This is a genomic window from Actinoplanes sp. NPDC051470 (assembly GCF_040682035.1).
Lineage (GTDB): Bacteria > Actinomycetota > Actinomycetes > Mycobacteriales > Micromonosporaceae > Actinoplanes.
In genome coordinates this window covers 72,040-98,900 of record NZ_JBFBAA010000028.1, presented here as the reverse complement: position 1 = coordinate 98,900, position 26,861 = coordinate 72,040, and the positions used below count along the sequence as shown (strand labels likewise).

24 protein-coding genes are annotated in these 26,861 nt (G+C 72.0%); 13 read left to right on the top strand and 11 right to left on the bottom strand.

Going from position 1 to position 26,861, the window contains the following annotated elements:
- Positions 1-7: 7 nt before the first annotated feature.
- Positions 8-1,171, bottom strand: a complete 1,164-nt coding sequence (locus AB0M54_RS36435; RefSeq protein WP_364476395.1) for an acyl-CoA dehydrogenase family protein — start codon at positions 1,169-1,171, stop codon at positions 8-10.
- Between the two features lie 104 nt (positions 1,172-1,275).
- On the opposite strand from AB0M54_RS36435, the gene AB0M54_RS36430 reads away from it, so the two are divergent.
- From AB0M54_RS36430 to AB0M54_RS36390, 9 genes are all read left to right on the top strand, one after another.
- On the top strand, positions 1,276-2,274 hold the full coding sequence (locus AB0M54_RS36430; RefSeq protein ID WP_364321334.1) for a class I SAM-dependent methyltransferase: 999 nt from the start codon (positions 1,276-1,278) through the stop codon (positions 2,272-2,274).
- Between the two features lie 13 nt (positions 2,275-2,287).
- Positions 2,288-2,926 carry a GntR family transcriptional regulator gene (locus tag AB0M54_RS36425; RefSeq protein WP_364321336.1) on the top strand — a complete coding sequence of 213 codons (639 nt, stop codon included), beginning with the start codon at positions 2,288-2,290 and terminating at the stop codon, positions 2,924-2,926.
- Positions 2,927-2,983: 57 nt separating this feature from the next.
- Positions 2,984-4,168 (top strand): allophanate hydrolase, encoded by a 1,185-nt coding sequence (locus AB0M54_RS36420; RefSeq protein ID WP_364321339.1) that lies wholly within the window; start codon positions 2,984-2,986, stop codon positions 4,166-4,168.
- The gene (locus AB0M54_RS36415; RefSeq protein ID WP_364321342.1) at positions 4,165-4,857 is read left to right on the top strand and encodes an isochorismatase family cysteine hydrolase; all 693 of its coding nucleotides are present in this window, start codon (positions 4,165-4,167) and stop codon (positions 4,855-4,857) included. Before AB0M54_RS36420 ends, AB0M54_RS36415 begins: the two co-directional genes overlap by 4 nt.
- 1 nt (position 4,858) lies before the next feature.
- The gene (locus AB0M54_RS36410; protein ID WP_364321345.1) at positions 4,859-5,518 is read left to right on the top strand and encodes an isochorismatase family cysteine hydrolase; all 660 of its coding nucleotides are present in this window, start codon (positions 4,859-4,861) and stop codon (positions 5,516-5,518) included.
- Positions 5,515-7,083, top strand: a complete 1,569-nt coding sequence (locus AB0M54_RS36405) for a regulator (RefSeq protein ID WP_364476393.1) — start codon at positions 5,515-5,517, stop codon at positions 7,081-7,083. The genes AB0M54_RS36410 and AB0M54_RS36405 overlap by 4 nt, the downstream gene beginning before the upstream one ends.
- Position 7,084: 1 nt before the next feature.
- Positions 7,085-7,480: an AtzH-like domain-containing protein gene (locus AB0M54_RS36400; protein ID WP_364476391.1), complete on the top strand. Its 396-nt coding sequence runs from the start codon at positions 7,085-7,087 to the stop codon at positions 7,478-7,480.
- Positions 7,481-7,520: 40 nt separating this feature from the next.
- A complete protein-coding gene (locus AB0M54_RS36395) occupies positions 7,521-8,498 on the top strand; it encodes a class I SAM-dependent methyltransferase (protein ID WP_364476389.1) in 978 nt (325 codons plus the stop codon).
- Positions 8,499-8,844: 346 nt separating this feature from the next.
- On the top strand, positions 8,845-11,058 hold the full coding sequence (locus tag AB0M54_RS36390; RefSeq protein ID WP_364476387.1) for an EAL domain-containing protein: 2,214 nt from the start codon (positions 8,845-8,847) through the stop codon (positions 11,056-11,058).
- 138 nt (positions 11,059-11,196) lie between these two features.
- On the opposite strand, the gene AB0M54_RS36385 is transcribed toward AB0M54_RS36390, so the two are convergent.
- Positions 11,197-12,807 (bottom strand): GGDEF domain-containing protein, encoded by a 1,611-nt coding sequence (locus AB0M54_RS36385; protein ID WP_364476385.1) that lies wholly within the window; start codon positions 12,805-12,807, stop codon positions 11,197-11,199.
- Positions 12,808-12,910: 103 nt separating this feature from the next.
- On the opposite strand from AB0M54_RS36385, the gene AB0M54_RS36380 reads away from it, so the two are divergent.
- On the top strand, positions 12,911-14,011 hold the full coding sequence (locus AB0M54_RS36380; RefSeq protein WP_364476383.1) for a hypothetical protein: 1,101 nt from the start codon (positions 12,911-12,913) through the stop codon (positions 14,009-14,011).
- Here the strand turns inward: AB0M54_RS36380 and AB0M54_RS36375 are convergent.
- Together AB0M54_RS36375 and AB0M54_RS36370 are read right to left on the bottom strand one after the other, a co-directional pair.
- The gene (locus AB0M54_RS36375; RefSeq protein ID WP_364476381.1) at positions 13,981-14,733 is read right to left on the bottom strand and encodes an MBL fold metallo-hydrolase; all 753 of its coding nucleotides are present in this window, start codon (positions 14,731-14,733) and stop codon (positions 13,981-13,983) included. The two genes, AB0M54_RS36380 and AB0M54_RS36375, sit on opposite strands and share 31 nt — an antisense overlap.
- Positions 14,730-15,497 carry an alpha/beta hydrolase gene (locus AB0M54_RS36370; RefSeq protein ID WP_364476379.1) on the bottom strand — a complete coding sequence of 256 codons (768 nt, stop codon included), beginning with the start codon at positions 15,495-15,497 and terminating at the stop codon, positions 14,730-14,732. Before AB0M54_RS36370 ends, AB0M54_RS36375 begins: the two co-directional genes overlap by 4 nt.
- A 49-nt stretch (positions 15,498-15,546) precedes the next feature.
- Here AB0M54_RS36370 and AB0M54_RS36365 point away from each other — a divergent pair, with 49 nt between their 5' ends.
- Together AB0M54_RS36365 and AB0M54_RS36360 are read left to right on the top strand one after the other, a co-directional pair.
- Positions 15,547-16,371 (top strand): helix-turn-helix transcriptional regulator, encoded by an 825-nt coding sequence (locus AB0M54_RS36365; RefSeq protein WP_364321375.1) that lies wholly within the window; start codon positions 15,547-15,549, stop codon positions 16,369-16,371.
- 112 nt (positions 16,372-16,483) lie between these two features.
- Entirely contained in the window at positions 16,484-18,808 is a 2,325-nt protein-coding gene (locus AB0M54_RS36360; protein WP_364476378.1) for a family 16 glycoside hydrolase, read from the top strand.
- On the opposite strand, the gene AB0M54_RS36355 is transcribed toward AB0M54_RS36360, so the two are convergent.
- From AB0M54_RS36355 to AB0M54_RS36335, 5 genes are all read right to left on the bottom strand, one after another.
- On the bottom strand, positions 18,801-20,054 hold the full coding sequence (locus tag AB0M54_RS36355; RefSeq protein WP_364321381.1) for an RNA polymerase sigma factor: 1,254 nt from the start codon (positions 20,052-20,054) through the stop codon (positions 18,801-18,803). The genes AB0M54_RS36360 and AB0M54_RS36355 overlap by 8 nt on opposite strands.
- 15 nt (positions 20,055-20,069) lie before the next feature.
- Positions 20,070-20,417 carry a YciI family protein gene (locus AB0M54_RS36350; RefSeq protein WP_364321384.1) on the bottom strand — a complete coding sequence of 116 codons (348 nt, stop codon included), beginning with the start codon at positions 20,415-20,417 and terminating at the stop codon, positions 20,070-20,072.
- 95 nt (positions 20,418-20,512) lie between these two features.
- Entirely contained in the window at positions 20,513-21,217 is a 705-nt protein-coding gene (locus AB0M54_RS36345; RefSeq protein ID WP_364476376.1) for an ABC transporter permease, read from the bottom strand.
- Positions 21,214-22,668 carry a hypothetical protein gene (locus tag AB0M54_RS36340; protein ID WP_364476374.1) on the bottom strand — a complete coding sequence of 485 codons (1,455 nt, stop codon included), beginning with the start codon at positions 22,666-22,668 and terminating at the stop codon, positions 21,214-21,216. The genes AB0M54_RS36345 and AB0M54_RS36340 overlap by 4 nt, the downstream gene beginning before the upstream one ends.
- Positions 22,669-22,700: 32 nt before the next feature.
- The gene (locus AB0M54_RS36335) at positions 22,701-23,420 is read right to left on the bottom strand and encodes an ATP-binding cassette domain-containing protein (protein ID WP_364321392.1); all 720 of its coding nucleotides are present in this window, start codon (positions 23,418-23,420) and stop codon (positions 22,701-22,703) included.
- 221 nt (positions 23,421-23,641) lie between these two features.
- Here AB0M54_RS36335 and AB0M54_RS36330 point away from each other — a divergent pair, with 221 nt between their 5' ends.
- Positions 23,642-24,583, top strand: coding sequence for a hypothetical protein (locus AB0M54_RS36330; protein WP_364476372.1), 942 nt, complete (start codon positions 23,642-23,644; stop codon positions 24,581-24,583).
- Here AB0M54_RS36330 and AB0M54_RS36325 read toward each other — a convergent pair.
- On the bottom strand, positions 24,570-25,628 hold the full coding sequence (locus AB0M54_RS36325; protein WP_364476370.1) for a hypothetical protein: 1,059 nt from the start codon (positions 25,626-25,628) through the stop codon (positions 24,570-24,572). The genes AB0M54_RS36330 and AB0M54_RS36325 overlap by 14 nt on opposite strands.
- A gap of 68 nt (positions 25,629-25,696) precedes the next feature.
- Positions 25,697-26,548, bottom strand: coding sequence for an aldo/keto reductase (locus tag AB0M54_RS36320; RefSeq protein ID WP_364476368.1), 852 nt, complete (start codon positions 26,546-26,548; stop codon positions 25,697-25,699).
- Positions 26,549-26,861 lie beyond the last annotated feature (313 nt).

The following is a 26,861-nucleotide window of genomic DNA, read 5'->3' as shown; positions in this document are numbered from 1 at the left end:
ACCGCAATCAGAGCTGACCGTGGTTCGGCGGCAGGACGTCACCCAGCTCGTACGCGCCGAGGTGGTGGTATTTCCAGTCGATCGGGTCGTGGACGCTGTGCGTGCGCGCGTTGCGCCAGTGCCGGTGCAGGTCCCAGCGCTCGTCCACGGCGCTCGTGCCGCACAGCGCGAACAGCTCGCTCGCCGTCTCGACGGCGACCTCGCCGGCGAAGGCCTTCGCGGCCGCGACGGCGAGCGACCCGCGTGCGGCGGCTTCGGCGTCGGCGGGGACCAGACCGATTCCGTCGAGGGTACGGGCGGAGTCCGCGAGCAGCGCCTCCGCCGCGCGGACCCGGCCGGCCGCCCGCCCGTACCGGTGCAGCACGTGCGGGTCGCCGGCCGCCGAGGTGGCACCGGCCCGCACCGCCTCGGTCGACGGGCGGGCCCGTTCGCGCAGGTAGGCGCGGGTGTCCCGGAGCGCCCCACCGGCGATGCCGGCCTCGATCGCCGCGTGCACGAGCTGGGCCCGGGCGCCGAGCTGCTGGGGCACGGCGAACGCGCCGGCGTAGTCGACGACCAGCTCGGGCTCGACCGGCACGCCCTCGAACCGGGCGGTGCCGCTGATCGTGGCCCGCTGACCCATCACGTTCCAGTCGGTGTCCACGGTGACCCCGGCCTCGTCCCGCCGGACGAAGACCAGCGTGAGCCGGCCCTCCGCGTCCAGGGCGCTGACCGCGATCCAGGCCGCGGTGAGCGCGCCGGTCGTGTAGTACTTCGTCCCGTCGAGCACGCCGGCGGCGTACCGCGTCTTGAGGTCTTGAGCATGCTTGCCGCCGCGCTCGGCCAGCGCGTTGCCGATCCGCCGGCCGGCCAGCACCTCGCCGAACAGCCGCTTGCGGGCATCGGCCGAGCCGTGAACGGCGAGAACGTCGACCAGCAGCCAGTGTCCCTGCGGCACCTGGGCCAGCGCGGGGTCGACGGCGGCGAGCACCCGCACCACCTCGGCCAGCGTCACAGGGCCCAGCCCCGGACCGCCGTCGGTCGCCGGCACCGTGATGCCGAGCAGCCCGGAGTTGTCGAGCACGCCGAGCGCCTCGGCCGGGATCACCGAGGAGCCGGCCCGGTCCCCGTTCCACCACCCCGCCGGCCCAGGCCGCCGCGACCTGTCCGGCGGCGGCAACAGCCTCGTCATGGGTGCTCAGCATGGGCACGGTCCCCTCCCCGGCTCGTGGCGGCGGGTCAGCCTATCGCGCCACACCGGCTGAACTCCGGCCGCGAACCGTCGTCGTCCTCCGCATGGACGAGATGAACCAGGCGATCAACGGGCTGGCCCTGGCCGCGCAGCAGGCCGCGTTGCTGCGGGGCGCGCTGACCTCGGGCTTCCTGACCCACCTCGGCGGGGAGATCGGGGTCGCCGAGCTGGCCGGGCGGACCGGGCTCGGGCCGGGCCGGGTCCGTGACCTCTGCGTCGCCCTGCGCGCGGCCGGCGTGCTGGACTGCGACAACCCGGACCGCTACCGGCTGAGCGGCACCTACGCGCCGCTGCTGCGGGACGGCGCCGACGTGCACTACGCGAACCTGCTGGGCAACGTCGCCGTGCGCGAGCGGCTGTACGCGCGGATGTTCACGCCGGAGGGCCCGGACCGGTACGCCGATCTCTCCGCCGCGGACCGGGCGGCGACCGCGGCCGGCTCGTCGGTGGTGCCCTCGACCGCCCTCGCCCGGCAGTCCGTGCGGGCCAGCGTCGAGCAGATCCCGGGGTTCGCCGACGCGCTGTCGGCCGGCGACGTCCGGTATTTGGAGCTGGGCTGCGGACTCAGCGGCCACCTGCTCACCCTGTTGGATCTCTATCCGAGGCTCACCGCGGTCGGCGTCGACCTGGCCGGCGACCTGCTGGAGCTCGCGCGGGCCGACGCCGAAGGCCTCGGGGTGGCCGGCCGCATCCGCTACGTCGAGGAGGACGCCGCGGTCTTCACCGACCCGGAGCCCTTCGACATCGTGTACTGGAGCCAGCTCTTCTTCCCCGCCGCGAGCCGGGCCAAGACCCTGGCCAACGCCTATCGGCTGCTGCGACCGGGCGGTCTGCTGATCGTCGCGGCCCTGCCCGGCCCGGCGCCCGGACCGGTGAACCCGCAGCACGCCCTGCGCAACCTCCTGCTGAGCGCGTGGGACGTCCCGGTGGTGACCGCCGACGAGCTCCGAGCCGAGCTGGCGTCGGCCGGATTCACGTCGCGGGCCGGCAACGCTTCCATGGTCGTGGCCCGGCGCGGCGCAGAGAACGACGATGCCGCGTGACACACTCGGTCCCGTGAGCGATGGGGAACTGGCCAGTTACAGCCTGGTCGAGCTGGCGCTCGATCGGCTCAGCCGGGAGATCCTCAGCGGCCGCGTCGAGCCGGGCGAGCGCCTCGTCGAGGAGCAGCTGACCCGGCAGCTGGGCATCAGCCGCGGGCCGCTGCGGGAGGCGTTGCGCCTGCTCGCGCAGCAGGGGCTGGTCGAGCACATCCCGCGCCGGGGCGCGCGCGTGGCCACTCTGTCCGACGAGGACGTCCGCGAGCTGTACGAGATCCGCGACCTGCTCGAGCGGCACGTGGCGTCGGCCCTGCCACCGGTGCTCGACCTGGCCGGCCTGCGGGGCGCGGTCGAGGTGATGCGCAAGGCGACCGAGACCGGTGACCGGTTCGCCACCGCCGAGGCGCACCGCCGGTTCCACGTCGAGGTGGTGGCCCTGAGTGGTAACCGTCAGCTCACCGCCCTGTTCGAGTCGATCCTGGTCCGCCTCCAGCTCTACATGGCCGTGAACCTCGCCCGGGAGGCCGAGGCGGCCGACGCCGCCGACGGGGTGCTGCGGCACGAACGGTTGCTGGCGGCGGTGGAATCCGGCGACCAGGACGCGATCAAGGAAGCGTTGAGCAGGCACGGAGGACGCGCCTTCCTGGCGCGGTAATCAGCCGGTAACACGACGGCGCGGGTGCCCGACACAATTCTGTCAACAATCGACAGAATGAACGGCGTCTGGATCAGCATGATCCCGGAGCGGGACGGCCCGCCCGGCCCCCTCCACGGCCTCCGGTTCGCGGTCAAGGACAACATCGACGTGGCCGGCGTGCCGACCACGGCCGCCTGCCCCGACTTCGCCTACGTCCCCGAGCGCACCGCGCCGGTCGTGCAGCGGCTCCTCGACGCCGGCGCGCGGCTGGTCGGCAAGACCAACCTGGACCAGTTCGCCACCGGCCTCACCGGCGCCCGCTCCCCCTACGGCGCCCCGGAGAGCGTCTTCGGCGGTGGCCTCATCTCCGGCGGGTCCAGCTCCGGCTCGGCCGTCGCGGTCGCAGCCGGCGAGGTCGACTTCTCGCTGGGTACGGACACCGCCGGCTCGGGCCGGGTGCCCGCCGCGCTCAACGGCATCGTCGGGCTGAAGCCGACCCGGGGCCTGCTCAGCACGGCCGGGGTGGTGCCGGCCTGCCGGTCGCTCGACTGCGTGTCGGTCTTCGCCCGCGACGTGAAGCTGGCGGCGACGGTGGCGACCATCGCCCGCGGGCCGGCGCCGGACGACCCGTGGGGCCGGACGGGCGAACGGACGATCCGCGGTCGCGTCGTCTTCGGCGTACCCGAGGAGCTGGATTTCTTCGGTGACGACGGGCAGGCGCGCGCCTTCGGGCAGGCGCGGCAGAAGCTCGGCGATGTTCTGGAGGTCGGCATCGGGCCGCTGCTGGAGGCCGGCGACCTGCTCTATCGCGGCCCGTGGGTGGCGGAACGGCTGGCCGACCTGGGCGGGTTCCTGGACAAGCACCCGGACTCGGTGCTGCCGGTCACCCGGGCCGTGCTGGACCGCGGGCGGGCCTTCACCGCGGCCGACGCGTTCGCCGGGATGCACCGGCTGCAGGAGCTCAAGGCCTGGACCGAGCGGCTGTTCCGGACCATCGACGTGCTGGTGCTGCCGACCGTCGGCACCACCTACACGCACGCCGAGATCGCCGCCGACCCGATCGGGCGCAACCTCAACCTCGGCCGGTACACCCAGTTCACCAACCTGCTCGACCTCGCCGCGGTGGCGGTGCCGAACGGACGGACCGCGGACGGGCGGCCGGCCGGGATCACCTTCTTCGGGCCGGCGTTCAGCGACGACGACCTGGCCCGGGTGGCCGCCGCCTGGAGCCCTCTCGCACCGGAAGGACTTCCCGCATGACCGCACGTATCGGACCGGTCAAGGCCAACCCCTACCTCTGGCCGTACGACGGCTCGGTCGACGTCGGCCACGTCGCGTTGCTCTGCATCGACTGGCAGACCGACTTCTGCGGCCCGGGCGGCTACGTCGAGGCGATGGGCTACGACATCGAGCTCACCCGGGCCGGGCTGCCGGCCACCGCCCGCCTCCTGGCGCATGCTCGTGAGCTGGGCATGCTGGTCGTGCACACCCGGGAGGGCCACGACCCGGACCTGTCCGACCTGCCGGCCAACAAGCGCTGGCGCTCGGCCCAGATCGGCGCCGAGATCGGCGGGCCGGGGCCGTGCGGCCGGATCCTGATCAAGGGCGAGCCGGGCTGGGAGATCGTCCCGGAGGTCGCCCCGGCGCCCGGCGAGGTGATCGTCGACAAGCCGGGCAAGGGCGCGTTCTACGCCACGAATCTGGACCTCGTCCTGCGTACCCATGGCATCACGCACTTGATCCTGACCGGGATCACCACGGACGTCTGTGTGCACACGACCATGCGCGAGGCCAACGACCGCGGGTACGAGTGCCTGATCCTGGCCGACTGCACGGGGGCCACCGATCCCGGCAACCACACCGCCGCGCTGCACATGGTCACCATGCAGGGCGGCGTCTTCGGTTGCGTGTCCACCTCGGACGACGTCATCGCGGCCACGGAGGCCTGACATGGAAGTTCCCGCCACACCCACCCCCTTCACCTTCGATCCCTCGGCCACCGCCCTGCTCGTCATCGACATGCAGCGCGACTTCCTGCTGCCCGGCGGGTTCGGCGAGAGCCTGGGCAACGACGTCTCGCAGTTGCGCCGGACCATCGAGCCCCTGGCCGCCCTCCTGGCCGCGTGGCGCTTGAAAGACCTGCCCGTCATCCACACCCGCGAGGGTCACCTGCCCGATTTGTCGGACTGCCCACCGGCCAAGCTGCGGCGTGGCCCGGACATCGGCCGGCCCGGACGATTCGGGCGCATCCTCATTCGTGGCGAATACGGGCACGACATCATCGACGAGCTGGCGCCGGTGGGCGACGAACCCGTCATCGACAAGCCGGGCAAGGGCGCCTTCTACGCGACCGAGCTAGCCGACATCTTGGACAAGATGCAGGTGACCAGCCTCGTTGTCACCGGTGTCACGACCGAGGTCTGCGTCCACACCACCGTGCGCGAGGCCAACGACCGCGGCTTCGAGTGCCTGGTCCTGGCCGATTGCGTCGGCTCCTACTTCCCGTCGTTTCACCAGGTCGGCCTGGAGATGATCGCCGCTCAGGGCGGGATCTTCGGCTGGGTCGGCTCCTCGTCGGACCTTATCGAAGCGGTGGGAGAGATCAAGTGAAACTGCCTTATTGGGTACGCGGTGACACGAACGCGTTCTTCGGCTTCGGCGTCAACGTGCTGGTGAACGTGCTGACCCTGACCGGCCTCTGCATCGGCGTGATCAAGATGCCGGCCTCCGACGTCTTCGGCGTCATCCTGCCGGCCCTGGGCATCGCGCTGGTCGCCGGCAACATCTACTACACCCACCTGGCCCGGCGCCTGGCCCGCAAGGAGAACCGCAGCGACGTCACGGCCATGCCGTACGGCCCGAGCGTCCCGCACATGTTCATCGTGATCTTCGTGATCATGCTGCCGATCTACCTGACCACGGGCAACGCGATCCGGGCGTGGACGGCCGGCATCGCGTGGGCGTTCATCATCGGCGTCATCGTGCTGATCGGCGCGTTCGTCGGCCCGTACATCCGGAAGTACGCCCCGCGCGCCGCCCTGCTCGGCACCCTGGCCGGCATCTCGATCACCTTCATCTCGATGAACCCGGCCGGGAACATGTGGCGCGCCGCCTGGATCGCCCTGCCGGTCCTCGGCCTGCTGCTGATCGGCCTGCTCACCGACGTGAAGCTGCCGTTCAACATCCCGATCGGGCTGGCCGCCCTGCTCGTCGGCACGGCGATCGGCTGGATCGGCGGAGCCATGTCCGTGCCGGACGTGACCGCCGCGGCCCGGGACATCGCGTTCGCGTTCCCGCACCTGAAGGTGGACCTGCTGATCGACGGGCTGCGCGACATGGCGCCGCTGCTGGCCACCGCGATCCCGCTGGGCGTCTACAACTTCACCGAGGCGATGACCAACGTGGAGAGCGCCGCCACCGCCGGCGACCGGTACAACCTGCGCAGCGTGCTGCTGGCCGACGGCGCCGGCGCGGTGATCGGCTCGGTGCTGGGCTCGCCCTTCCCGCCCGCGGTCTACGTCGGGCACCCCGGCTGGAAGGCCGCGGGCGGCCGGACCGGCTACTCGATGGCCACCGGCGTGGTGATCGCGCTGCTCTGCTTCTTCGGGATGTTCGGGCTGCTCGGCACCATCTTCCCGACCGCCGCGATCGTGCCGATCCTGCTCTACATCGGCCTGCTGATCGGCGCGCAGGCGTTCCAGGCGACCCCGCGGGCGCATGCCGCGGCCGTGGTCGCGGCCCTGATCCCGAACATCGCCTCGTGGGCCACCGGTCAGATGGACAACGTGCTCGCCGCGGCCGGGACCACCGCCGCCGACGTCGGCATACCGGCGCTGGCCGGGGCGGGCGTGGTCTACGACGGCCTCAAGACGCTGGGCTCCGGCGCGATCCTGGCCGGTCTGGTGCTGGGCGGGATCGTCGCGTTCATCATCGACAAGCGCTTCTGGCACGCGGCGGTGTTCGCCGGCGCCGGAGCGGTGCTCACGTTCGTCGGGCTGATCCACGCCGAGAAGGTCCAGTGGAACGCGGACGGCCAGGTCACCCTGGGCTACCTCTTCCTGACCGTGGTCTGCGTGCTCTTCGCCCTCTCGAAGCCCGCGCCGCGCGAGCCGGCGTCCGACGAGGAGCCCGCCGAGGAGCCCGCGGGTGAGCGGGAGCCGGCGGCGGTCGCCTGACATGGAACTCGATTCGCCAGAGGTCATCACCGAGGTCGCGGCGGCGTTCGCGGCCTACGAGGAGGCGCTGGTGGCGAACGACGTGGACCGCGTCATCGGCTTCTTCGCCGGCGATGCGGTCCGCTTCGGGATCGCCGACCAGCAGTCCGGCGCCGTCGAGCAGGAGCGCTGGCGTCGCGCCCAGCCCGCCCTCCCGCCGGGACGATTTCTCAAGGACACGATCATCCGGGGGTACGGAGCGGACGTCGCGATCGTCACCACCCTGTTCGGCTACCCGGGCCGGGACGTGCTCGGCCGCCAGTCGCAGACCTGGGCCCGGCGGCCCGAGGGCTGGCGCATCGTGCACGCCCACGTCTCCGAACCGGGTGCGGACGGGCCAATCCCGCCGGACCGTTGAACCCACGGCCGTTCCGCTCGTCGGAACGGCCATGGATGACATGAACGAGGCAGTGGGCGCGCTCGGCCTGGCGGCTCAGTCGGCGGCGCTGCTGCGGGGAGCGCTGACCTCCGGCTTCCTGGCCCGGCTGGCCGGCGAGGTGAGCGTCCGGGACCTGGCCCCGGCGACCCGGCTCAGCCCCGGCCGGGTCCGCGACCTGTGTGTCGCCCTGCGCGCGGCCGGGGTGCTGGAGTCCGACAACCCCGACCGCTACCGGATCAGCACCACCTACGCGCCGCTGCTGCACGGCGGCGCCGACACCCAGGTCGCCAACCAGCTGGCCTTCGTGGCGGTCCGCGAGCGGCTGATCGAGCAGATGTTCACGCCCGACGGCCCGGCCCGCTACCAGGACCTGCCGGACGCCGACCGGGCCGCGCTGGCCGCCGGCGTCACCCTGGCCCCGTCCACGCCGCTGGCCCGCGCGGCGATGACCGGGGTCGTCGAGGGCATCCCGGCCTGGCAGTCCCTGCTGGCCGGCGACGTCCGCTACCTGGAACTGGGCTGCGGCCTGAGCGGCGCCATGCTCACCATGCTCCAGCTCTACCCCCGGCTCACCGCGGTCGGCGTGGACCAGGCGGCCGACCTGCTCGACCGGGCCCGCGTCGAGGCGGCCACGCTCGGGGTCGCCGACCGGGTCCGGTTCGCGGCCGAGGACGCCGCCGTCTTCAGCGACCCGGAACCATTCGACGCGGTGTTCTGGAGCCAGTTCTTCTTCCCGGCCGCGTCCCGGGTCAAGACCCTGGCCAACGCGTACGACCGGCTCCGCCCCGGCGGCCTGCTGATCGTCCCGTCCCTGATCGCCCCCGGCACCAGCCCGTCCGACCCGGCGACCTCGCTCAACGTGCTGCTCGCCCAGGGCTGGGACATCCCGGCCCTGACCGCCGACGAGCTGTGCACCGAGCTCACCACGGCCGGCTTCGTCTCGCCGTCCGTCCACCCGAGCCCCTTCGCCACCGCCGTCGTCGCCCACCGTCCGTAACCGCCTTGCGCTGAGCACATATACGCATCACCCGCGCCGGGCGGCGTCCTTGGCGCGCATCGCGTCGTTGTCGCCGGTGTTGAACGAGCAGCAGTTCCCAGACCCGATGGTCACGGCGCCTCAGGTATCTCCTGGGCGTGCCGATGGGGCCGCTAAGCGCGTCGTTAGGTGCGGGAGGCGGCTCATGGTTGTCGTTCAGGACCCTGCGCCCGAGACGGACACTGTTGCAGGCGTTGAGGGAGTTCCTCGGCGGGTTGCGCGGACCGCACTGCATGCGTGGTGCGCCCGAAGGTGGCTCGACCGAGCGTCCTGGCTGGCACTGGCGGCAGGCCTGAACGTCATTTTGGTGTACTTCGCCCTGCCCGCCGGCGGCACGGCCCAGGCCGCCATCCAGGTAGGCCTATGCGCGGCATCCGCAGCGGCCACGGGCGTAGCCGCGGCGCGCACGCGAGGCCTGACGCGGATGGTGTGGGCGTGGCACGCCGCTGCACTCACGTTCCTGACGATGGGTACCGGTTACCTGTACGTCTACCCGTTGGTGACGGGCCATCCGCTTGTTTTCCCATCGCCGGCGGACGCGCTGGTCCTGGTGATGTACCCGTGCATAGGCGTGGCGTTGTGGGCGCTGGCGAAACTCTCTCGAGGCGAGGATCACCGCGGTGACCTCCTCGATGTACTGATCATGGTGGCCGGGATCGGCGCACTGATGTGGGTCTCCGTACTTGGACCGGCGGTGCACGCGCGGGACCTTCCCCTGCTGGCGCACGTAGTGTCGGTGTCGTATCCAGTCGCTGATCTCATGCTGCTCGCGATGCTGGCGCGACTGCTGATCGGTTCCCGGCGCTCTGGGGCGATGCGGCTGCTTGCGGCCGCGTCCGGCTTGATGGCGGTTGCCGACACCCTGCTGGCGTTCCAACTGGCGTCTGATACGTCGAAACTCGGCATTCTCCTTGACTGTTTGTATCTGTTGAATTGTGCGTTCATGGTCGCCGCCGCGTTCCACCCGAGTGCGCGGACGTTCGCTCCGAGCGCTGCCACCGCCACGCACCGGCTGACCATGCCCCGGTTGGTGTTCCTCGGCGCGGCCCTGATGGCCTTCCCGATCCTGCTTGCAACCGGGCCTGACGACGTGGTGTTGATCGCGGCGCTGGCAGTGTCGACGTTCGTGGCGGTGTTGGCGCGGATGTCGCGGCTCAACCGGCGGCTGGACGGTGCCCGACGCAGTATTGAGGACAAGAGCGCTCAACTGCGTCACCAGGCGTTTCATGATGGACTGACTGGCCTGCCGAACCGCGCGCTGATCATGGACCGGCTGGAGCACCTGCTGGCCGGCAGCGGCCGGCCCGGCTCTGCCGGGGTGGCGGCCATGTTCATCGACCTGGACGGCTTCAAAGACGTCAACGACACGCTGGGCCACGAGGTCGGCGACAAGCTGCTCCAGTCGGTCGCCGGGCGGCTGCGCGGCAGCCTGCGTGACGGAGAAACGATCGGGCGCCTCGGCGGCGACGAGTTCGTCGTCCTGCTCGACGGGGTGACCGACCCATACGCTCTGGAGTCCATCGCGGAGCGGATCGTGGACGTCATCGGGCAACCGTTCGAAATCCAGGGATGGACCTCGCCGATCCGGGTCACCACGAGTATCGGCATCGCGGCAGGCCCGGCCGCCACATCCCACGAACTACTGCGCGACGCCGACATGGCGCTCTATGACGCCAAGGCAGCGGGAAAGAACTGCTACATCGTCTTCCAGCCCGAGACGCGGACGGCGGTTCAACGACGCCACCTGCTGGAACAGGATCTGCGTTCAGCGCTGCAGGCGGAGCAGTTCCAGTTGGTCTACCAGCCGATCTATCGGTTGAAGGAACTCGATATCGCTGGATTCGAGGCACTTCTGCGCTGGGAGCACCCCTCCCTCGGGCTCATCGAGCCGGCCGAGATGATCCCGTTGCTCGAATCCACCGGAAAGATCGCCGACGTGGGTCGCTGGGTGCTGCGTGAGGCCTGCGATCAGATGGCGATCTGGCGCGGCATCAATCGCGACCTGATCGTCTCGGTCACCATCTCGCACCGCCAGTTCGGCCGCGACGCGATCGTCGAGCACGTCCACGAAGCCCTGACCGCCAGCGGTCTCGCGCCGTCCGCGTTGACCCTGGACATCAGCGAAACCTCGCTGATGTGCGACATCGAGGCCTCGATTCGCCGTCTGCACCAGCTCAAGGCCCTCGGCGTCCAGATCGCGATCGACGATTTCGGCGTCGGCCACTCCAGCCTCGCCCACCTGCAGCGCCTACCGGTCGACAGACTCAAGATTGGTCGTGCGTTCACCGCCGCCGTCACCCTCCTGCCCGAGTCCGCCGCGCTCCTGCACATGCTGATCCAGCTCGGCAGACAACTGGGCCTCAAGACGCTCGCCAAAGGCGTGGAAACCGCGACCCAGATCGACCGCCTGCGCGCGGGAAACGTCGACGAGATTCAAGGCTTCCTGCTGACTCCACCGCTTGACCCCGACGACATAGAAGCGCTCCTACTCGACCATGATCCGCAAACGCTCGTGCCGTGACCACAGTCGGGCGGTCTCGGCGCTGTGGTGGTGGGTCCTGACGGTATTTGGGGCCGCGATGCAGTGCTGACCTACCACCGTTCGGAGCGGGGGTAGCGCCTGACGGTGTCCCCGGCCGGCGGGCGCGTTCCGGCGCGGCTAGCCCGCGGCGGCGACGGCGCGGCCCCGGCCGGCGTCCTTGGCCCGGTAGAGGTTACGGTCGGCGTCCTCGATCAGGCGGTCGACGTCGCGGGCGGGGCCGACCGCCTGGCCCGCGCTGACGCCGACCCGCAGGCCGGGGGCGAGATCCTCCCAGTGGTGCAGGGCCACGGCCCGCACGATGCCGTCGGCCAGGACCGGGACGTCGTCGCCGGGCGGCAGGTCGATGAGCAGCACCATCTCGTCGCCGCCTCGGCGGATGGCCAGGTCGCCGGGGCGGGTGGCGGCCTGCAGCAGGGTGCCGACGGCCCGGAGGACCTCGTCGCCGACCAGGTGGCCGTAGGTGTCGTTGACCTGTTTGAAGTGGTCGACGTCGACCACCACGACGCCGAGGCGCTCCTGCGGGGCGCGGCGGCGGAACCGGGCCAGGAGCGCGGTCTCGGCGTGGCGGTTGGCCAGGCCGGTCAGGGCGTCCACGTTGGCCTGGCGGGTCAGGCGCTCGCCCTGGCGGAGGACGCGAGCCGCGGCCAGCCGGGAACGCATCGCGCCGAGGACGGCCAGGCGGGACTGCCAGCGCTGGTCGGCGACGTGCCGGGCGTATCGGAGGGCGGTGCGGTCGCGGCAGTCCTGGGCGGCCAGGCACAGGGCCAGGGAGGTCAGGCTGGGCTTGGTGTCGTCGAGGAAGCCGGCGGCGCGGCCGGCCAGGCGGGCGGCGGACGGGACGTCGCCGGCGTCGTGGCAGGCGATCGCGGCGGCCAGCAGGAGGCAGGCGCGGTATCCCGGCCAGGTGCTCGGGGCGAGCTGGTCGTACAGGTCGGCGGGCACGTGACCGGGGCCGCCGGCCAGGTCGGTGCGGCCGGCCACCACGTCCAGGAAGCGTTCCAGGGCCAGCGCCTCGACCGCCCACATGGCCGGCAGGTCGGCGCGCTCGGACGGGGTGGGCCGGATTGACGTAGCGGCCACCCGGGCGGCCGGGTCGCGAAGGCCGACCTCGATCATGGCGCTGGACAGGGCGAGGGCGCTCTCCAGGCGGTTGATCACGAGCGCCCGGCGGGTGAACGACGGCACCGAGCGGGCCACCGGCGGCAGCGGAGCGGTCAGGGCGGCGGCGGCCCGGACGTACATCTCCTCCTCGATCTCCCACAGGCCGAGCCGGTGGAAGGCCTGGCCGCACTCGACGTAGACGACCGGCACCTCGAGCGCGCGCAGGCCCAGGGCGTCGTCCGCGAACTCCAGGGTGTCGTCGATCATCGCGACCGCCTGGGCCAGCAGCCCGCCGACGTCCTCGCCGAGGTCGTCGATGAACAGCGCCCGGGAGGCCAGGGCCAGGCCGATCAGGATCTCGTCGCCGCCGGCCTGGGCCGCGTTCAGCATCGCGTCGGCGCTCTGCCGGATCGCGCGGGCGCCGGAGTTCTGCAGGCAGCGGGCGATCAGCTGGCCGTGCAGGAGCATGACCCGGACCTCGGGCCACCCGGCCGAGCGGGCCTGCTCGGCGAGCCGGCCGAGCACCTCGGGCATCGGGCTGACCTGCATCTGCTCGACCAGGGCGTGGGCCATCACGCGGGCGGTCAGCCGGTCCCTCGGCAGCTCGGGGACCGTGGCAGAGGTCACCTCCTCATTCCTAGCAGATGTCCGGCGTTCACCGCCGGGCCATCGACTCTCGTGAACGTCCGGGGAACGATGAGACGGTCGTCGATCCGGGGGAGGACGTCCCGTGCAAAACCATGTCTCGCGTCGCGCGGTGCTGGCCGGCGCGGCCGGTCTCGCCGTGACGGTGCCGGCCGCCGGCCCGGCGCTCGCGACCGCGTACGCCGGCTTCCGGGTGGTTCGCCAGAAGGCCGGGCTCCCGTCCGTCCCGGAGATCACGCTCCCGGCCGGCTACACCCTGATGACGGGTACGCAGTACCAGGCGGCCAGCCGCGCCGAGTACCTGTGCTTCGTCCAGGGCGAGGCCGACCCGGCCGGCATCCGCGTGTCGGTGCGCTGGCCCGACGTACCCGTCAAGGATGTGATCGCGGGCGAACGGCACCTCGCGCTCGAGCGCGACCCGGACGACCGGTTCCGGGTGACGTTCACGCTGCCGGTGTACCGGGCCTCCGCGACCGCCGACTCCCCCACCGTGCAGGTGTGGAGCTACCTGGGCCAGCCCGCGAGCGGCCTGTACTGGCACGTCGAGCACAACGATCCGGACCGGGCGGCCGGCGTCTGGCCGACCGTGGCCTGGCCGTCCGGCGAGGTCATCGCGGTGCAGTCGTGGATGGCCGCGACCCGCGAGGTCCTGGTCGACTCGGGCCTGGTGGCCGAGGCGCAGCGGCGCAGCCACTTCTTCGCGCTGATGGGCTTCGAGACGAACAACCCGCTGCACCCGGACAACCCGCCGCACTGGCATATGTCCTACTACCCCGGCCCGACCATGGGCGCGGCGAAGGCGACGGTGCCGCACTACTGGGTCGACGCCCTCGGCCGCACCTTCTACAACGGGCAGGACGTGCAGGGCGGCGGCCGGACGCCGTACCGCGTGGACCAGCCGGCGCCGATCTACGACGCCGAGGGCGCCCTGGTCATCACGACCACCATCCGGGCCGGCGGCGGCCTCGACCTCGACCCGCCGAACGGCCCGGCCTACTCGATCATCGCGGCCGTCGGCCAGGACTTCACCGGCCGCCTGAAGATCCTCAAGGGCGGCCGGCCGTGGCGCTCGGTCGCCACCCGCGACAACGTCCGGCAGGGCAAGGCCCGGATGGACGTACGCGGGACGGACTTCCACTCGCGCACCGATTACACCTACGACCCGCTGACCGGGATCACCCGCTGACCCGGTAGCACCACTCTGACCTCGGTCGCCGGGACCAGCCGGGCCACCTCCGAGGCAAAGGCCAGCGGCTCCCGGTCCCCCTTGGTGATCATCAGGTCGCCGAGCCGGCCGCTGGTGAACGCGTAGTGGTGCGGGATCGCCACGCGCGGGCGCAGGATCGCGGTCAGCTCGGCGGCCTCGGTCGCGTTCATCACTACCTGCATGCCGCCGGCCGGCCGGACGCACAGCCCGTTGGTCGGCAGCAGCGCCAGGTCGAACGCGCCGAACCGCCCCGGCAGCTCCTTGAAGGCGGGAACGAGCAGCGAGTCGCCGCCGAAGAACACCGTCCGCCCGCCGCCCTGGATCACGTAGGTCACCTCGTGCACGCCGTGCCGGCCCGGGGTGGCGGTCACCGTGACGTTCCCGATCGTGGTCGAGTCCCAGGCCTCCAGCTCACGCACGTCCGTCCAGCCCCGTTCGCGGGCGCGCACGGCGACCGTGCCGGGCCCGATCACCGGGACGTCGCGAAGAGCCAGGAGCGCGTCCAGGTCGCAGTGGTCGTAGTGCTCGTGGGTGATCACGATGGCGTCCAGCGCGGGCAGGCCGGCCACGGACATCGCGAGCGGCTCACCCGGGTCGTAGGTCGGCGTCACGGTGAACCAGGGGTCGGTCAGCAGTGTGCGCCCGCCGATCTCCAGCAGGTGGCAGCTGTGCCCGACGCGGGTCACGGCCAGGCCGGTCATCGTTCGGCCCGCACGGCAGCCAGCAGCTCCTCGGGCGCCTCGAGCTGCGGCAGGTGCCCGGCGTCCTCGATCAGCGTGAACGTGGCGCCCGGGATCGCCGCCGCGTAGGCGCGGCCGTAGTCCGGCCCGGCGATCCCGTCCGCCGCGCCCCAGATCACCTTCACCGGCAGATCAAGATCGGCGAGCCGGTCACCCAGGGCAGGGTCCGACATCGTCATTCCGGTGTACGCGGCCAGCGCCGCGAAGTCCGGCCCCGGCTGGGCCGGGTTGGGCGGGACGCGTCCCGGGTCCTTCCAGGCCAGCGCCTGGACCTGAGCCGGGCTCAGCCCCGAGATGTCGGTGATCGGATGGTCGGGCACTTCCAGCCCGACCGCGTTGATCAGCACCGCGCCGCTGACCCGGGGGCTGCCCAGCAGTGCCAGCTCGGCCGCGACCCAGCCGCCGATCGAGTTGCCGGCCACCGTGACGTCCCAGACGTCCAGCCGGTCGAGCAGGTCGGCGTAGAGGGCGGCCAGCGCCGGGATCCCGGCCAGGCCGGCCGGCCGGTCGGTGCCCGCGAACCCGGGATGGGTCGGCATCAGCACCCGGGTGTTCAGGCGGGCCGCCAGCAGGTCGCCGAACCCGGTCACCGAGTGGGGTCCGGCGCCGCCGTGCAGCAGCAGGAACGGCTGGGTGCGGTCGCGGTCGAGCACGGTGAGAGGCGCCCGGCCGAGGTCGATCTGCTCGGCGGCGGGCCAGCGGAGGGCGGAAGGAGTTGTGGTCACGTCTCGATGATTAGGCGCTTTCCCGGCGTACGGGAGAGGATGGTTGATCGTGGGACTCTCACCACCACCCTCCGCGCGGCGGTCCGAGCTGGCCGACTTCCTGCGTACGCGACGGGCGGCGCTGCGGCCGGAAGACGTCGGGCTGACCCCGGGCGGCGGCCGGCGGCGTACCCCCGGACTGCGCCGGGAAGAGGTCGCTCAGCGTTCCGGCGTCGGCCTTTCCTGGTACACCTGGCTGGAGCAGGGCCGCGACGTCAGCCCGTCCGCGCAGGTCCTGCTGGCGCTGGCCCGGGCCCTGGAGCTGTCGCCGTCCGAACGCGCCCACCTGTTCCTGCTGGCCGGGGTGGCCCAGCCGGGGCCGGCCGAGGACACGTCGGTCGACGCCGAGACCGCGGCGCTGGTGCACGGGCTGCTGCCGCACATCGCGTTCGTTCTCGGGCCACGTTTCGACGTCCTCGCGCACAACGCGGCGGCCGAGCTGATCATGGCCGACCTGGTCCTCCAGCCGCGGCCCCACCTGTTGCGGTGGCTCTTCGCCGGCGACGGCTGGGACCGCCCCGGCTGGGAGAACACGGCCAGGGCGAACATCCTCGATTTCCGTACGGAGTTCGCCCAGCACCCCGGCGACCCGGCGTACGTCTCCCTGGTCGACGAACTGTCGGCGGAGAGCCCCCGGTTCCGCGACTGGTGGGCGGACCACGACGTCCAGGCGATGGAGCCGTCGGCCAAGCACATCGTCCACCGCGACCTGGGCCCGCTGCACCTGTTGTCGGCGCAGACCCGCCCCGCCCACGCCCCCTGGCTCCGCTTGCGCATCCTGGTCCCCGCCGACGACGGCACCCGGACCACGATCGCGAAGGCCCTTGACGCCTGAAGGGCAGGCCTTCGACCTTGCGTTTTCCGGCTCAACCTCAACCTGAGGTCGAGGGTCGAGCTCGGGTTGAGCTCGAGGGTCAAGTCCATCGATGGACGCCTATACTCCAGCGATGGGTAGGCTGTCACGGTTGCTGGTGTCCGGTGTGCTCGTTCTGGCGGTCGTGATGGCCGCTCCGACGCCCGCCCGGGCCGGGACACCCGGTGACCATCCGGAGTTCCCGTACGCCCAGACGGCCTATGACGAACCACTGCGCGGGCAGTTCCACTTCAGCTCGCGCGGCGGGTGGATGAACGACCCCAACGGCTCGTTCTGGTACCGCGGGCAGTACCACCTCTTCTACCAGCACAACCCGCACGGGCTGGCCTGGGACACCATGCACTGGGGGCACGCCACCAGCCCCGACCTGGTGCACTGGACGCAGAAGCCGATCGCCCTGGAGCCGGGGGTGCACCCGGGCGACCTGTGGTCGGGCAACGGCGTCGTCGACCACGCCAACGTCACCGGGCTCAAGAGTGGCGACGACGATCCGATCCTGGTGTTCTCCGGCACCAACGGGGCGATCATCCACTACAGCCTGGACGGGGCGAAGACCTTCCAGACGTACGCCGGAGGCCGGAAGGTCGCCGTGCCGAACGGGACGAGCCGCGACCCGAAGGTCTTCTGGCACGCCGCCTCGCGACGCTGGGTGATGGTCATGTGGTCGGACGGCGGCGGCAACGGCGCCGACTTCTTCACCTCGACCGACCTGCTCACCTGGACGTGGCGCAGCCGCTACGCGGCCGGCTGGTTCTTCGAGTGCCCCGACATGTTCCCGCTGCCGATCGACGGCGACCCGGCCCGGCCGACCTGGGTCCTGACCGACGCCAGTGGCGAGTACGTCACCGGCGACTTCGACGGCACCACGTTCCGCCCGCGCACCGGCGTGCAGCGCATGGACTACGGCCGCAACGACGCCGGCGGCACGTTCTACGCCGGGCAGACGTTCACCGGCGACCCGCAGGGCCGCACGGTCCAGATGGTCTGGCAGCCGGCCTCCCGGGGCAGCGTCTGGAGCGGCAACCTGACGTTCCCGGCCGAGCTGCGGCTGCAGGGCACCACCTTGACGCGTACGCCGGTCGCGGAGATCGCCGGCCTCCGGTACGGGACGACCTCGGTGAGCGACCGTCTGCTCACCCCGGCCCAGCCGTACACCACCCCGGGTGGGGACGCCTACGAGGTCAGCGCGACCTTCGACACCACCGGCGCCACGGCCACGCGGTTCGGCCTGCGGCTGAGTGGCCGGGACGTCGCCTACGACCGCGCGGCCCAGACGCTCTACGGCGCTCCCCTCCCGGTTCCGGCGGGCGGCCGCGTCACGATCCGGGCCCTGGTCGACCGCGGCCAGCTCGAGGTGTTCGGCGGGCCGGTGTCGGTCAGCGACGTGGTCACCGACTTCAACCCGGCGGCCGGGGTGAGCGCCTACGCCGAGGGCGGCGACGTACGCCTGGTGTCCCTGCGCTTCGACAAGCTGTCGTCCGCGTGGGGCCGCGGCGAGCCGACCCTGGACAGCACCCTGCCCGGCCCGTGGGCGGCCGACGGCGGCACCTGGACCGACGTGGCCGACGGCAAGCAGGGCACCGCCTCCGGCGACGGCTACTACCTGGCCGCGGCGCCGTCCGGCGACGGCACGTACGAGGCCGACCTGACCCTGCGTTCGGCGGCCGCCGCCGGCCTGACCTTCCGTGACCGCTACACGGCGACCATCGACGCCGGCGGCGTGGTCAAGCTGTGGCGCCCGGGGCGGGTGATCGCCACCGCCCCGGCCACCATCACCCGGGACCGCCCGTACCACCTGAAGGTCCGGGCCGAGGACGCCCGCTTCCGCGTCTACCTGGACCACGGCACCACCCCGGTCATCGACGCGACCGACACGGCGTACACGTCGGGCAAAGCCGGCGCGAACGTCTTCGCCGGCGCCGCGGTCATCGACAACGTGCAGCTCAACGCGCCCGGCTTCCGCACCAACCTGGACGGCCCGTGGCAGCCCTCCGGCGGCGCCTGGACCACCGGCCCGGCCTACGTGCAGGGCCGTGGCGACGGCGACTCGTTCTACTACAGCGCCCGGACCGGAACGGACTTCACCTACGAGGCCGACCTGCGCACGGTCAACGGCACGGCCGGCGGCATCACGTTCCGCGACCGCTACACCGCCAACATCGACGTGAACGGCCTGGTCAAGCTATGGCGCCCCGGCCGCGACGTGGCCGTCTACCCGACGCCGATCGTCCCCGGCCGCTGGTACCACCTGACCGTCACCGCGACCGGCGCCCGCTTCCGCGTGCTCCTCAACGGCCGCCAGGTGATCGACGCGACCGACGACGCGTACGCCACCGGGCGCTTCGGCCTGAACACGTACGCCGGCAGCGCGGCCTTCCAGAACGTCCGGGTCAGCTGATCTCGCCCAGGCGGCGTCTCAGGAACGCCCGTTCCGGCTCGTTGCCGGCGAGTTCCAGCGCCTGCCGGTAGGCGTCGGCCGCCTCCGCCGTGCGGCCCAGCCGGCGCAGCAGGTCGCCGCGGGCGGCGGGCAGCAGGTGATAGCCGGCCAGCCGCCGGTCCGCCGCCAAGGCGTCCATCAGCGCGAGCCCGGCCGCCGGACCGTCGACCATGGCGACCGCCACCGCCCGGTTGAGCTCGACCAGCGGCGAGGGCGCCACCGTCCGGAGGACGTCGTACAGGGCGACGATCTGGGGCCAGTCGGTGGTCGCGACGGTCGCCGCCTCGTCGTGCACCGCGGCGATGGCGGCCTGCAGCGCGTACGGACCGGGCCGGCCGCCGGTCAGCGCGCCGACCACGAGCCGGCGCCCCTCCTCGATCTTGCCGGCGTCCCACCGGGCGCGGTCCTGGTCGTCGAGCAGCACCAGGTCGCCGCGGATGTCCACCCGCGCCTCGCGACGGGCGTCGATGAGCAGCATCAGGGCGAGCAGGCCGGCCGTCTCCCGCTGCCGGGGAATCAGGCGATGCAGGATCCGGGCCAGCCGCACCGCCTCGTCGGCCAGCTCGGGGCGCATCAGCGCGGCACCGCCGGTCGCGGCGTACCCCTCGGTGAAGATCAGATAGATCACCCGGAGCACCGCCGGCAGCCGCATCGGCAGCTCGTGGGCCCGGGGCACACGGAACGGGATCCGCGCCTCACGGATCTTGCGCTTGGCGCGCACCAGCCGCTGGGCCATCGTGGCGTTCGGGGTGAGGAACGCGCGGGCGACCTCCGGCGTGGCGAGGCCACCGAGGCAGTTCAGCGTCAGCGCGGCCTGCGCCTCGAGCGTCAGCGACGGGTGGCAGCAGGCGAAGAAGAGGCGGAGCCGCTCGTCCGGCTCGTCCTCCGGATCACCCCAGCCCGGATCGGGCTCCGGCGCCGGCGGCTCGTACCGGTCCACCTCCACCTGCAACAGGGCCAGCTTCGCGGCCAGCACCTTGTCCCGCCGCAGCAGGTCGACCGCACGGTGGCGGGCCGTGGTCAACAGCCACGCCGCCGGGCGGTCGGGCACACCGTCGCGGGGCCACCGCTGCAGCGCCGTGGCGACGGCGTCCGCGGCGACCTCCTCGGCCAGGTCCAGGTCACCGAGGGTACGGACGAGCGTGGCCAGCAGGCGCCCCCACTCCTCGCGGAAGACCGCCTCGACCGAGTCGGCCGCCGTACCCATCGGTGACTCCCTACCTCAGGAGAACTCCATGATCGGCCGAACTTCGACCGACCCGTACTTCGCGCCCGGGCATTTCGCCGCCCAGTCGATCGCCGCGTCGAGGTCGGGCACGTCGAGCAGGTAGTAGCCGCCGAGCACCTCCCGGGTCTCGGCGAACGGCCCGTCGGTGACCACCCGCTCGCCGTCCTTGAGCCGCACGGTGGTGGCCGTCTTGCTGTCCTGCAGCGCCTCGCCGCCCGGGCTGGCCCCGGCCTGGTTGATCGCGTTGCTGTACGCCCAGTACTCGTTCATCACCTGCTCGGCCTCGGCCGGGTCGGGCGCGGCGGTGGATTCCTCGCCGTAGATCAGCAACAGGTAACGCATGATGACTCCTCACGTCGGACGGCCGCCGATCGGCCACTTCCACCGTGTCGACGAACGGGTTCGGCGTTATCGACAGCTCCGGCAAGAAATTCTTTCTACCGGATCGCGGACCGGCGGTGGAGGGTGAAAACGCCGATAGCCAGCGCGAACACGGTCCAGGCGGCCACCACGCCGAGCGCCGGCCATGGCCCGATCGGCAGGGCGGCGGCGTCGACCGTGGTGGCGATGACCTGGACGGCGGTCGCCGGGGTCAGCCGGTAGAGGGCGCGCTGCCAGTCCGGGTCGGGAATCATCTGGAGCAGGATCGGCATCAGGTAGAGCAGGGCCAGGACGATGCCGACGGCCGCCGCGGAGCTGCGCACGGCCGCGCCCACGCCCAGGCCGAGCAGCCCGATCAGGATCAGGTAGAGGATCGACTCGGCGGCCGCCCGGAGCAGCGGGCCGCTCGGCGGGAGGGTGAGCACGGCGATGCCGACGCCGAGCACGGCCACCGGGAGCACCCCGGCGGTGAGCAGGGTGGCCTTGGCCGCCAGCAGGTGTGTGCGGCGCGGGACGGCGAGCAGGCTCATCCGGATCAGGCCGGTGCCGTACTCCCCCGCGATCAGCTGCACGCCTGCGGCCGCCACCGCCGCCTGCCCGAGCCGGACGCCCAGGAGCCGGAGCTGAACCGGGTCGATCGCGTCGCCGCCGCCGAGCGCCGCGCCGACCGCGGTGAGCCCGGCCGCGAGGAGCAGCGTCACGGCCAGGCCGGCCGGGGCGGTGCGCAACTTCACCCACTCGCCGCGCAGCGCGGCCGTCACGAGGCCTCCCGCCGGAGCCGCCGCGTTCCGGCGGCCACCGCGGCCACCGCGTACAGCGCCAGGACGGCCAGGCCGGCCCAGGGGGACAGCGGGTAGTAGCCGTCGAAGGTCGTCTGGGGAAGGGACAGTTGCGGGTAGGCGGGGATGCTCTGCTGGATCGCGAAGGCCGCCGCCGGGGTCAACCGGAGCAACCAGGCGCCCAGGTCAGGCGGCAGGACCGAGGTAACGGCCAGGATCGGCGGCGCGACCAGGAGGGCGGTCACCGCCACGACCGCGGGCACGGCCCGCCGGAGCAGAATGCCCATCCCGTACGCGAAGACGCCGGCCAGCGACAGCAACAGCGCCGTCCCCACGGCGACGCGCACGGTGGTCGGCCACGGCACGGGCAGGAGGATCACGCCGTTCGCGTGCAGGATCCGGGTCGTCACGGGCAGGGTCACCCCGACCGCCACCAGTCCCGCGATCAGCGACGCCAGCCAGGCCACCAGGGCCTTCACCCCGGCCACCCGCGCAGGGTGCGGCATCGCGACCAGCGTGGTGGCGATCATCCGGTGCCGGAACTCGGCCGTACCCCACAGCACCGCCACCACGATGAGCGGCAGCAGGCCGAGGAACACGCCGGTCAGGATGCGTTCCACCGCCACGCCGTCGGTCAGCGGGGCGATGTCACCGGACCCGGACACGGTGATCACCCCGCCGGACTCGGTGTGCCCGGGCGGGTGGGTCTGCTCCCAGCCGGTGCGGTAGTCGCCATAGCCGACGAGCGTGTCGTTCCAGCCGGACGCGGGGCTGACCTGGGAGAACTCGGCGGTCGACTGGGTGAACCGGACCGCCACGGCGTGCCCGCCCTGCGGCTTCTCGTCGACCGTGAGGCCGCCCGGCGACGTGACGAACAAGCCGATCCGCACCGCGGCGGGCAGCCCGTCGAGGCGTACCGTGTCGATCTTCTGCCAGGTCGTGCCGTCGGCCGAGACATAGCCGGTGATGTTGTCGCCGGACCGGCTGAGGCGGAGCCAGGCCTCCTTGGCCGAGGCGAAGCCCGGTGCGGCCTGGTCGTGGGTGAAGGCCGACTGCATGCGTACGCCGTGAGCGCCGGTGAGCAGGACGGCGGCGTAGTCGGCGCCCGGCCCGGTCCCGTTCTTGACGATGAGGCCGGCCTTCGACCACGGCAGGATCCCCGGCACGATCTGGTTGTGGTTCGGCGGCGGATAGGTGATCGTGCTGGTCAGGGCGCCCACCTTCGCGGTGATCGAGCCGTTGCCGTCGAGCGCCTGGTTCGTGAACGCGAACTTGTCGTCGACCCCCAGACCCGCCGCGTTGGTCGGCGGCGGCGGACAGGCGACCTCACGATTGCCGGCCATGCAGGACATGCTGGTTCCGCTCGCGAACAGGCAGCCGAGCGCCACGACGAGCAGCGCCGCCACCACCAGACCGGCGAGCCAGCCCGGCACGGTCCGAAGCTTGATCCATTCGGCGCGGAGCATCATCGGATACCGCCCACGCCGTCGGTCAGCGACAGGTAGGCCGTCTCCAGCGACGAATACTTACCAACTAGTTGGTCGGTAGCGGCGGAGACGATCACACGGCCCCGGCCGACCACCACCACGTGTCCGGCCACGTCCTGCAGCTCGCTCATCAGGTGGCTGGAGACCAGCACCGCACGCCCCTCGGCGGCCAGGTCGCGCAGCAGCCCGCGCATCCACACGATCCCGGTCGGGTCGAGTCCGTTGAACGGCTCGTCGAGCAGCAGCACCGGCGGGTCGCCGAGCAGCGCGGCCGCCACCCCGAGCCGCTGCCGCATCCCCAGCGAGTAGCCACCGGCCGCACGCCGGCCGACGTCGGCGAGCCCGGTCAGGGCCAGCACCTCGTCGACCCGGCCGACCGGCAGGTCCTGCGAGGCGGCCAGCCACCTCAGATGGTTGCGCCCGGATCGGGCGGGGTGCAGCGCGTGCGGGTCGAGCAGCGCCCCGGCGTGCCGCATCGGCCTGGTCAGCTGGGCATAGCGACGCCCGCCGATGGTGGCGGTCCCGGCGTCGGGCCGGTCCAGCCCGACGATCATCCGCAGGGTGGTCGACTTGCCGGCGCCGTTCGGCCCGACGAAACCCGTGACGTGACCGGGCCGTACGGCGAACGTCATCCCGTCCAGGGCGATCGCCGGGCCGAACCGCTTGCGCAGTCCGTCGACTTCGATGGTGGCTGTCATGCCGATGGTTCTACGGAGCCGCCCCTAACCCGGGCGCCACAGCAACCGTCATGCCGCTGTTACCCGGCGCTCCGGCGCGCAGCGCCGCAGGGTCGCCATTTCCACACGTGGAGCGCAGCGACCCTCGGCGGGAGCGACGGTCAGCACCACCCACTCAGGTGCGACCTCAAGCTCTTGAATCTTTGATGGCATCCTGTACCGCGACCCTGGGGAGGAACCGGATGTTCGGCTCTCAGGCGCTGGAGACCGCGGTCGGTCTGGCGCTGTTGTTCTTCGTTCTGTCCTCGTTGGCGTCGGCCCTGGTCGAAGGGCTGTCGCGGCTGATGGGCAAGCGTGCCAAAGACCTGGAGGCGACCATCGGGCAGATGCTCGGCGACCCGCGCAACGCGATCGCCGACCAGCAGCGGGCGCTGGAGCTGTTCAAGGACACGGCGATCTACAGCTCGGCGCGGGCGGCGGCCGGGCACGGGGCCTGGTTCCTGACCGAGCGGGCCCGGCCGGCCTACCTGTCGGCGCGCTCGTTCGCCGACGCGATCACCGAGCTGGGCGCGTTGTCGGCGCCGACCGGGCTGCGTGGGCTGGACAAACGCGTCGAGGCGCTCGTCGCCGAGTCGGGCGCCCGGGTGGTCGAGGTCAAGGCCGGGCTGGAGAGCTGGTTCGACGAGACGATGAGCCGGCTGGGTGAGGCGTACAAGCGGTGGAGCACCGGGGTGCTGCTGGTGGTCGGACTCGGGATCGCCGTGCTGGGCAACGTGTCCACCATCCACGTGACGCAGGCGCTGTGGCAGGCGCCGGTGCTGCGCGAGGCGACCCTGAACGCGGCGCAGCAGGCCGCCGCCGGGTCCACGGGCACTTCTCTCGAGGAGAACGTGCGCTCGGTTCAGGAGCTGGGGGCGCTCGGGCTGCCGATCGGGTGGACAAACGTCACCGACTGGAGCAGCGCCGCCTGGCTGTGGCCGCACATCGGCGGCTGGCTGATCACCGCGCTGCTGCTGATGCTGGGGGCGCCGTTCTGGTTCGACACGCTGTCCAAGCTGGTGGCGCTGCGCAGTTCGGGGGCACGCCCGCCGCTGGCCACCAAGGACGGGGCCTCGGCGACCACCCAGGCCGCGACGTCGGTCACGCCGGACACCGTGGTGGAACGGAAGATCAGCGGACCCTGATCTCGGCCACCTCGACCGGCCGGCGGCCCGCGTTCCAGCGGAACGCGACAGTCCCGCCGGCCGTGCTGATCGGCACCGCCACCCGCTGGAAACGGTCGTCGAGTGACACCCCCCGCTCCCCCAGCGCCGCGCCCGACCGCGGGTCGACGATGTCCACCCGGGCGGCGGCCTCACCCTCGGAGCGCATCACGAACTCGACCGTGTACGCGCCGGGCGGCAGCGTGGGGGTCTGGTCCGGTTCGAACGTGGCCAGGCTGCCCGCACCCAGCGCGAGCGCGTTCACAGCGAGCGACTCGATGTTCATCAGCGTCCCGCCCGGCTCCACCGACGACGTCCAGCCGAGCAGCCGCCCGGTGCCGGTCTCGCGCTGCTGCCGGCGGATGATCAGGTCGCGCAAGGACACCGAGTGCAGGATCAGCTCCGGCCGGTCCACCACGGTCAGCAGCTGCTCGACCAGGATCTTGACCAGCCCGACGTGGTAGTTCTCGCGCAGCGCCGGATAGTCGTAGAGCCGGGTGGCCGGATTGACGGTCGCGCGGATCTTGCCGAGCTTCTTGAGCGCCCGCTCGTGGTGGCCGGCGGCCAGGTAGTAGAGGCCGTCCAGCATCAGCCGGTCGGGCTGGTCGGAGCGGATCGGCGGGCGGACCCGGTCGTGCGGCGTCCAGTTCAGGTCGCCGGACAACACCCGCCACCGGACGTGGCCGCCGTCATCGTCCAGGCCATCGGGTTCGGGGCAGCCGTATGCCCGCGCCATGTGCCGGGCCAGCCAGTTGTCGTCGAACCAGAACTGGTGGAACGGCCGCTGCGTCTGCTCGCCCCCGGCCCCACGCCCGTCGTGCTCGTGGAACGCGAACTTCCCGCCGGCCAGCAGATGTCCGTTCTTGTCCCGGGCCGTGTAGCGGGCGTCCGGGGCGGCGGCCAGCCGGACCAGCGACGGCTTGTTCGGCTTGTGCGGGCCGGCCGAACGCAGGACGCTCCAGCCCGGGGTCAGATAGTCGGAGTAGTAGTTCGGCCCGTACGTGAGGCCGGTCAGGTCACGCCACATCCCCTCGGATGAGTACGCGTACCCGACCGCCCCCGCGCCGTACGGATGGTCGGCGCCGTACCGGAAGGTCAGAGCGCGCCCGTGATCTCCGCGACGTCGGCCTGAGCCAGCTTGATGCTCGCCGCCGCCACGTTCTCCTCCAGGTGGCCCACCGAGCCGGTGCCCGGGATCGGCAGGATCGCCGGGGACCGGGCCAGCAGCCAGGCCAGCACGATCTGGTGCGGGGTCGCGCCGTGTTCCTGCGCCAGCCGCTGCACGGTCGCATTGCCCTGGTGGTCCTGGATCGGGGCCCACGGCAGGAACGTGATCCGCTCCTGCTCACACAGATCGACCAAGGACTCCGAATGCCGGTCGTCGATGTTGTAACGGTTCTGGATCGACACGATCGGGGTCAGCGACTGCGCGAGCCGCAACTGCTGCTCGTCGAAGTTCGAGACACCGATGTGCCGGATCTTGCCCTCGTTCTTCAGCTCGATGATCGCGCCCAGCGAGTCCTCGATCGGCACGCTCGGGTCGGGCCGGTGGAACTGGTACAGCGGAATCTGCTCCAGCCGCAGCTTCCGCAGGCTGCCCTCGGCCGCCTGGCGCAGGTGCTCCGGCCGCCCGTTGACCGGCCACTGCCCCGGCCCGGTGCGCGTCAGCCCGCCCTTGGTCGCAATGACCAGATCTTCCGGGTACGGGTAAAGCGCCTCCGCGATCAGCTCTTCGCTCACATCCGGCCCGTACGAGTCGGCGGTGTCGATGAAGTTGACCCCGAGCTCGACCACCCGGCGAAGCACCGCCTTGGCGTCGTCCCGGTTCTTCGGCTCACCCCAGATGCCGTCACCGGTGATCCGCATCGCCCCGAAACCGAGACGGTTGACCGTGAGGTCACCGCCGACATCGGTCGTGCCCGCGGCACCGGCCTGCTGTGTGCTCACCCCGAACTCCCTCACATCGTCAGCTCAGCTCACCACCCAACCTACGCCGGTTCCCTCGGCGCCTCAGCGTGAGCAAGCACCCATCATCCGCGGCCTGGGACCGGCATAACTGCCGTTCGGGGCGCTTTCGCGATCGAACTGCGCCCGGCGGGACACCGCTGCCGGCGGTCTGACCGAGCTCGTTCTGAGCGGCGGAGCGCCGTCGCCTTCCGGCCCGGCGGGGCGGCCGCCTGTGGACAACGCCAGAGAACGTCACATTCGCGCGCTACATTCTCCGCCCACCCATAGGGGTGGGGGTGGCGGTGGCGCGCGC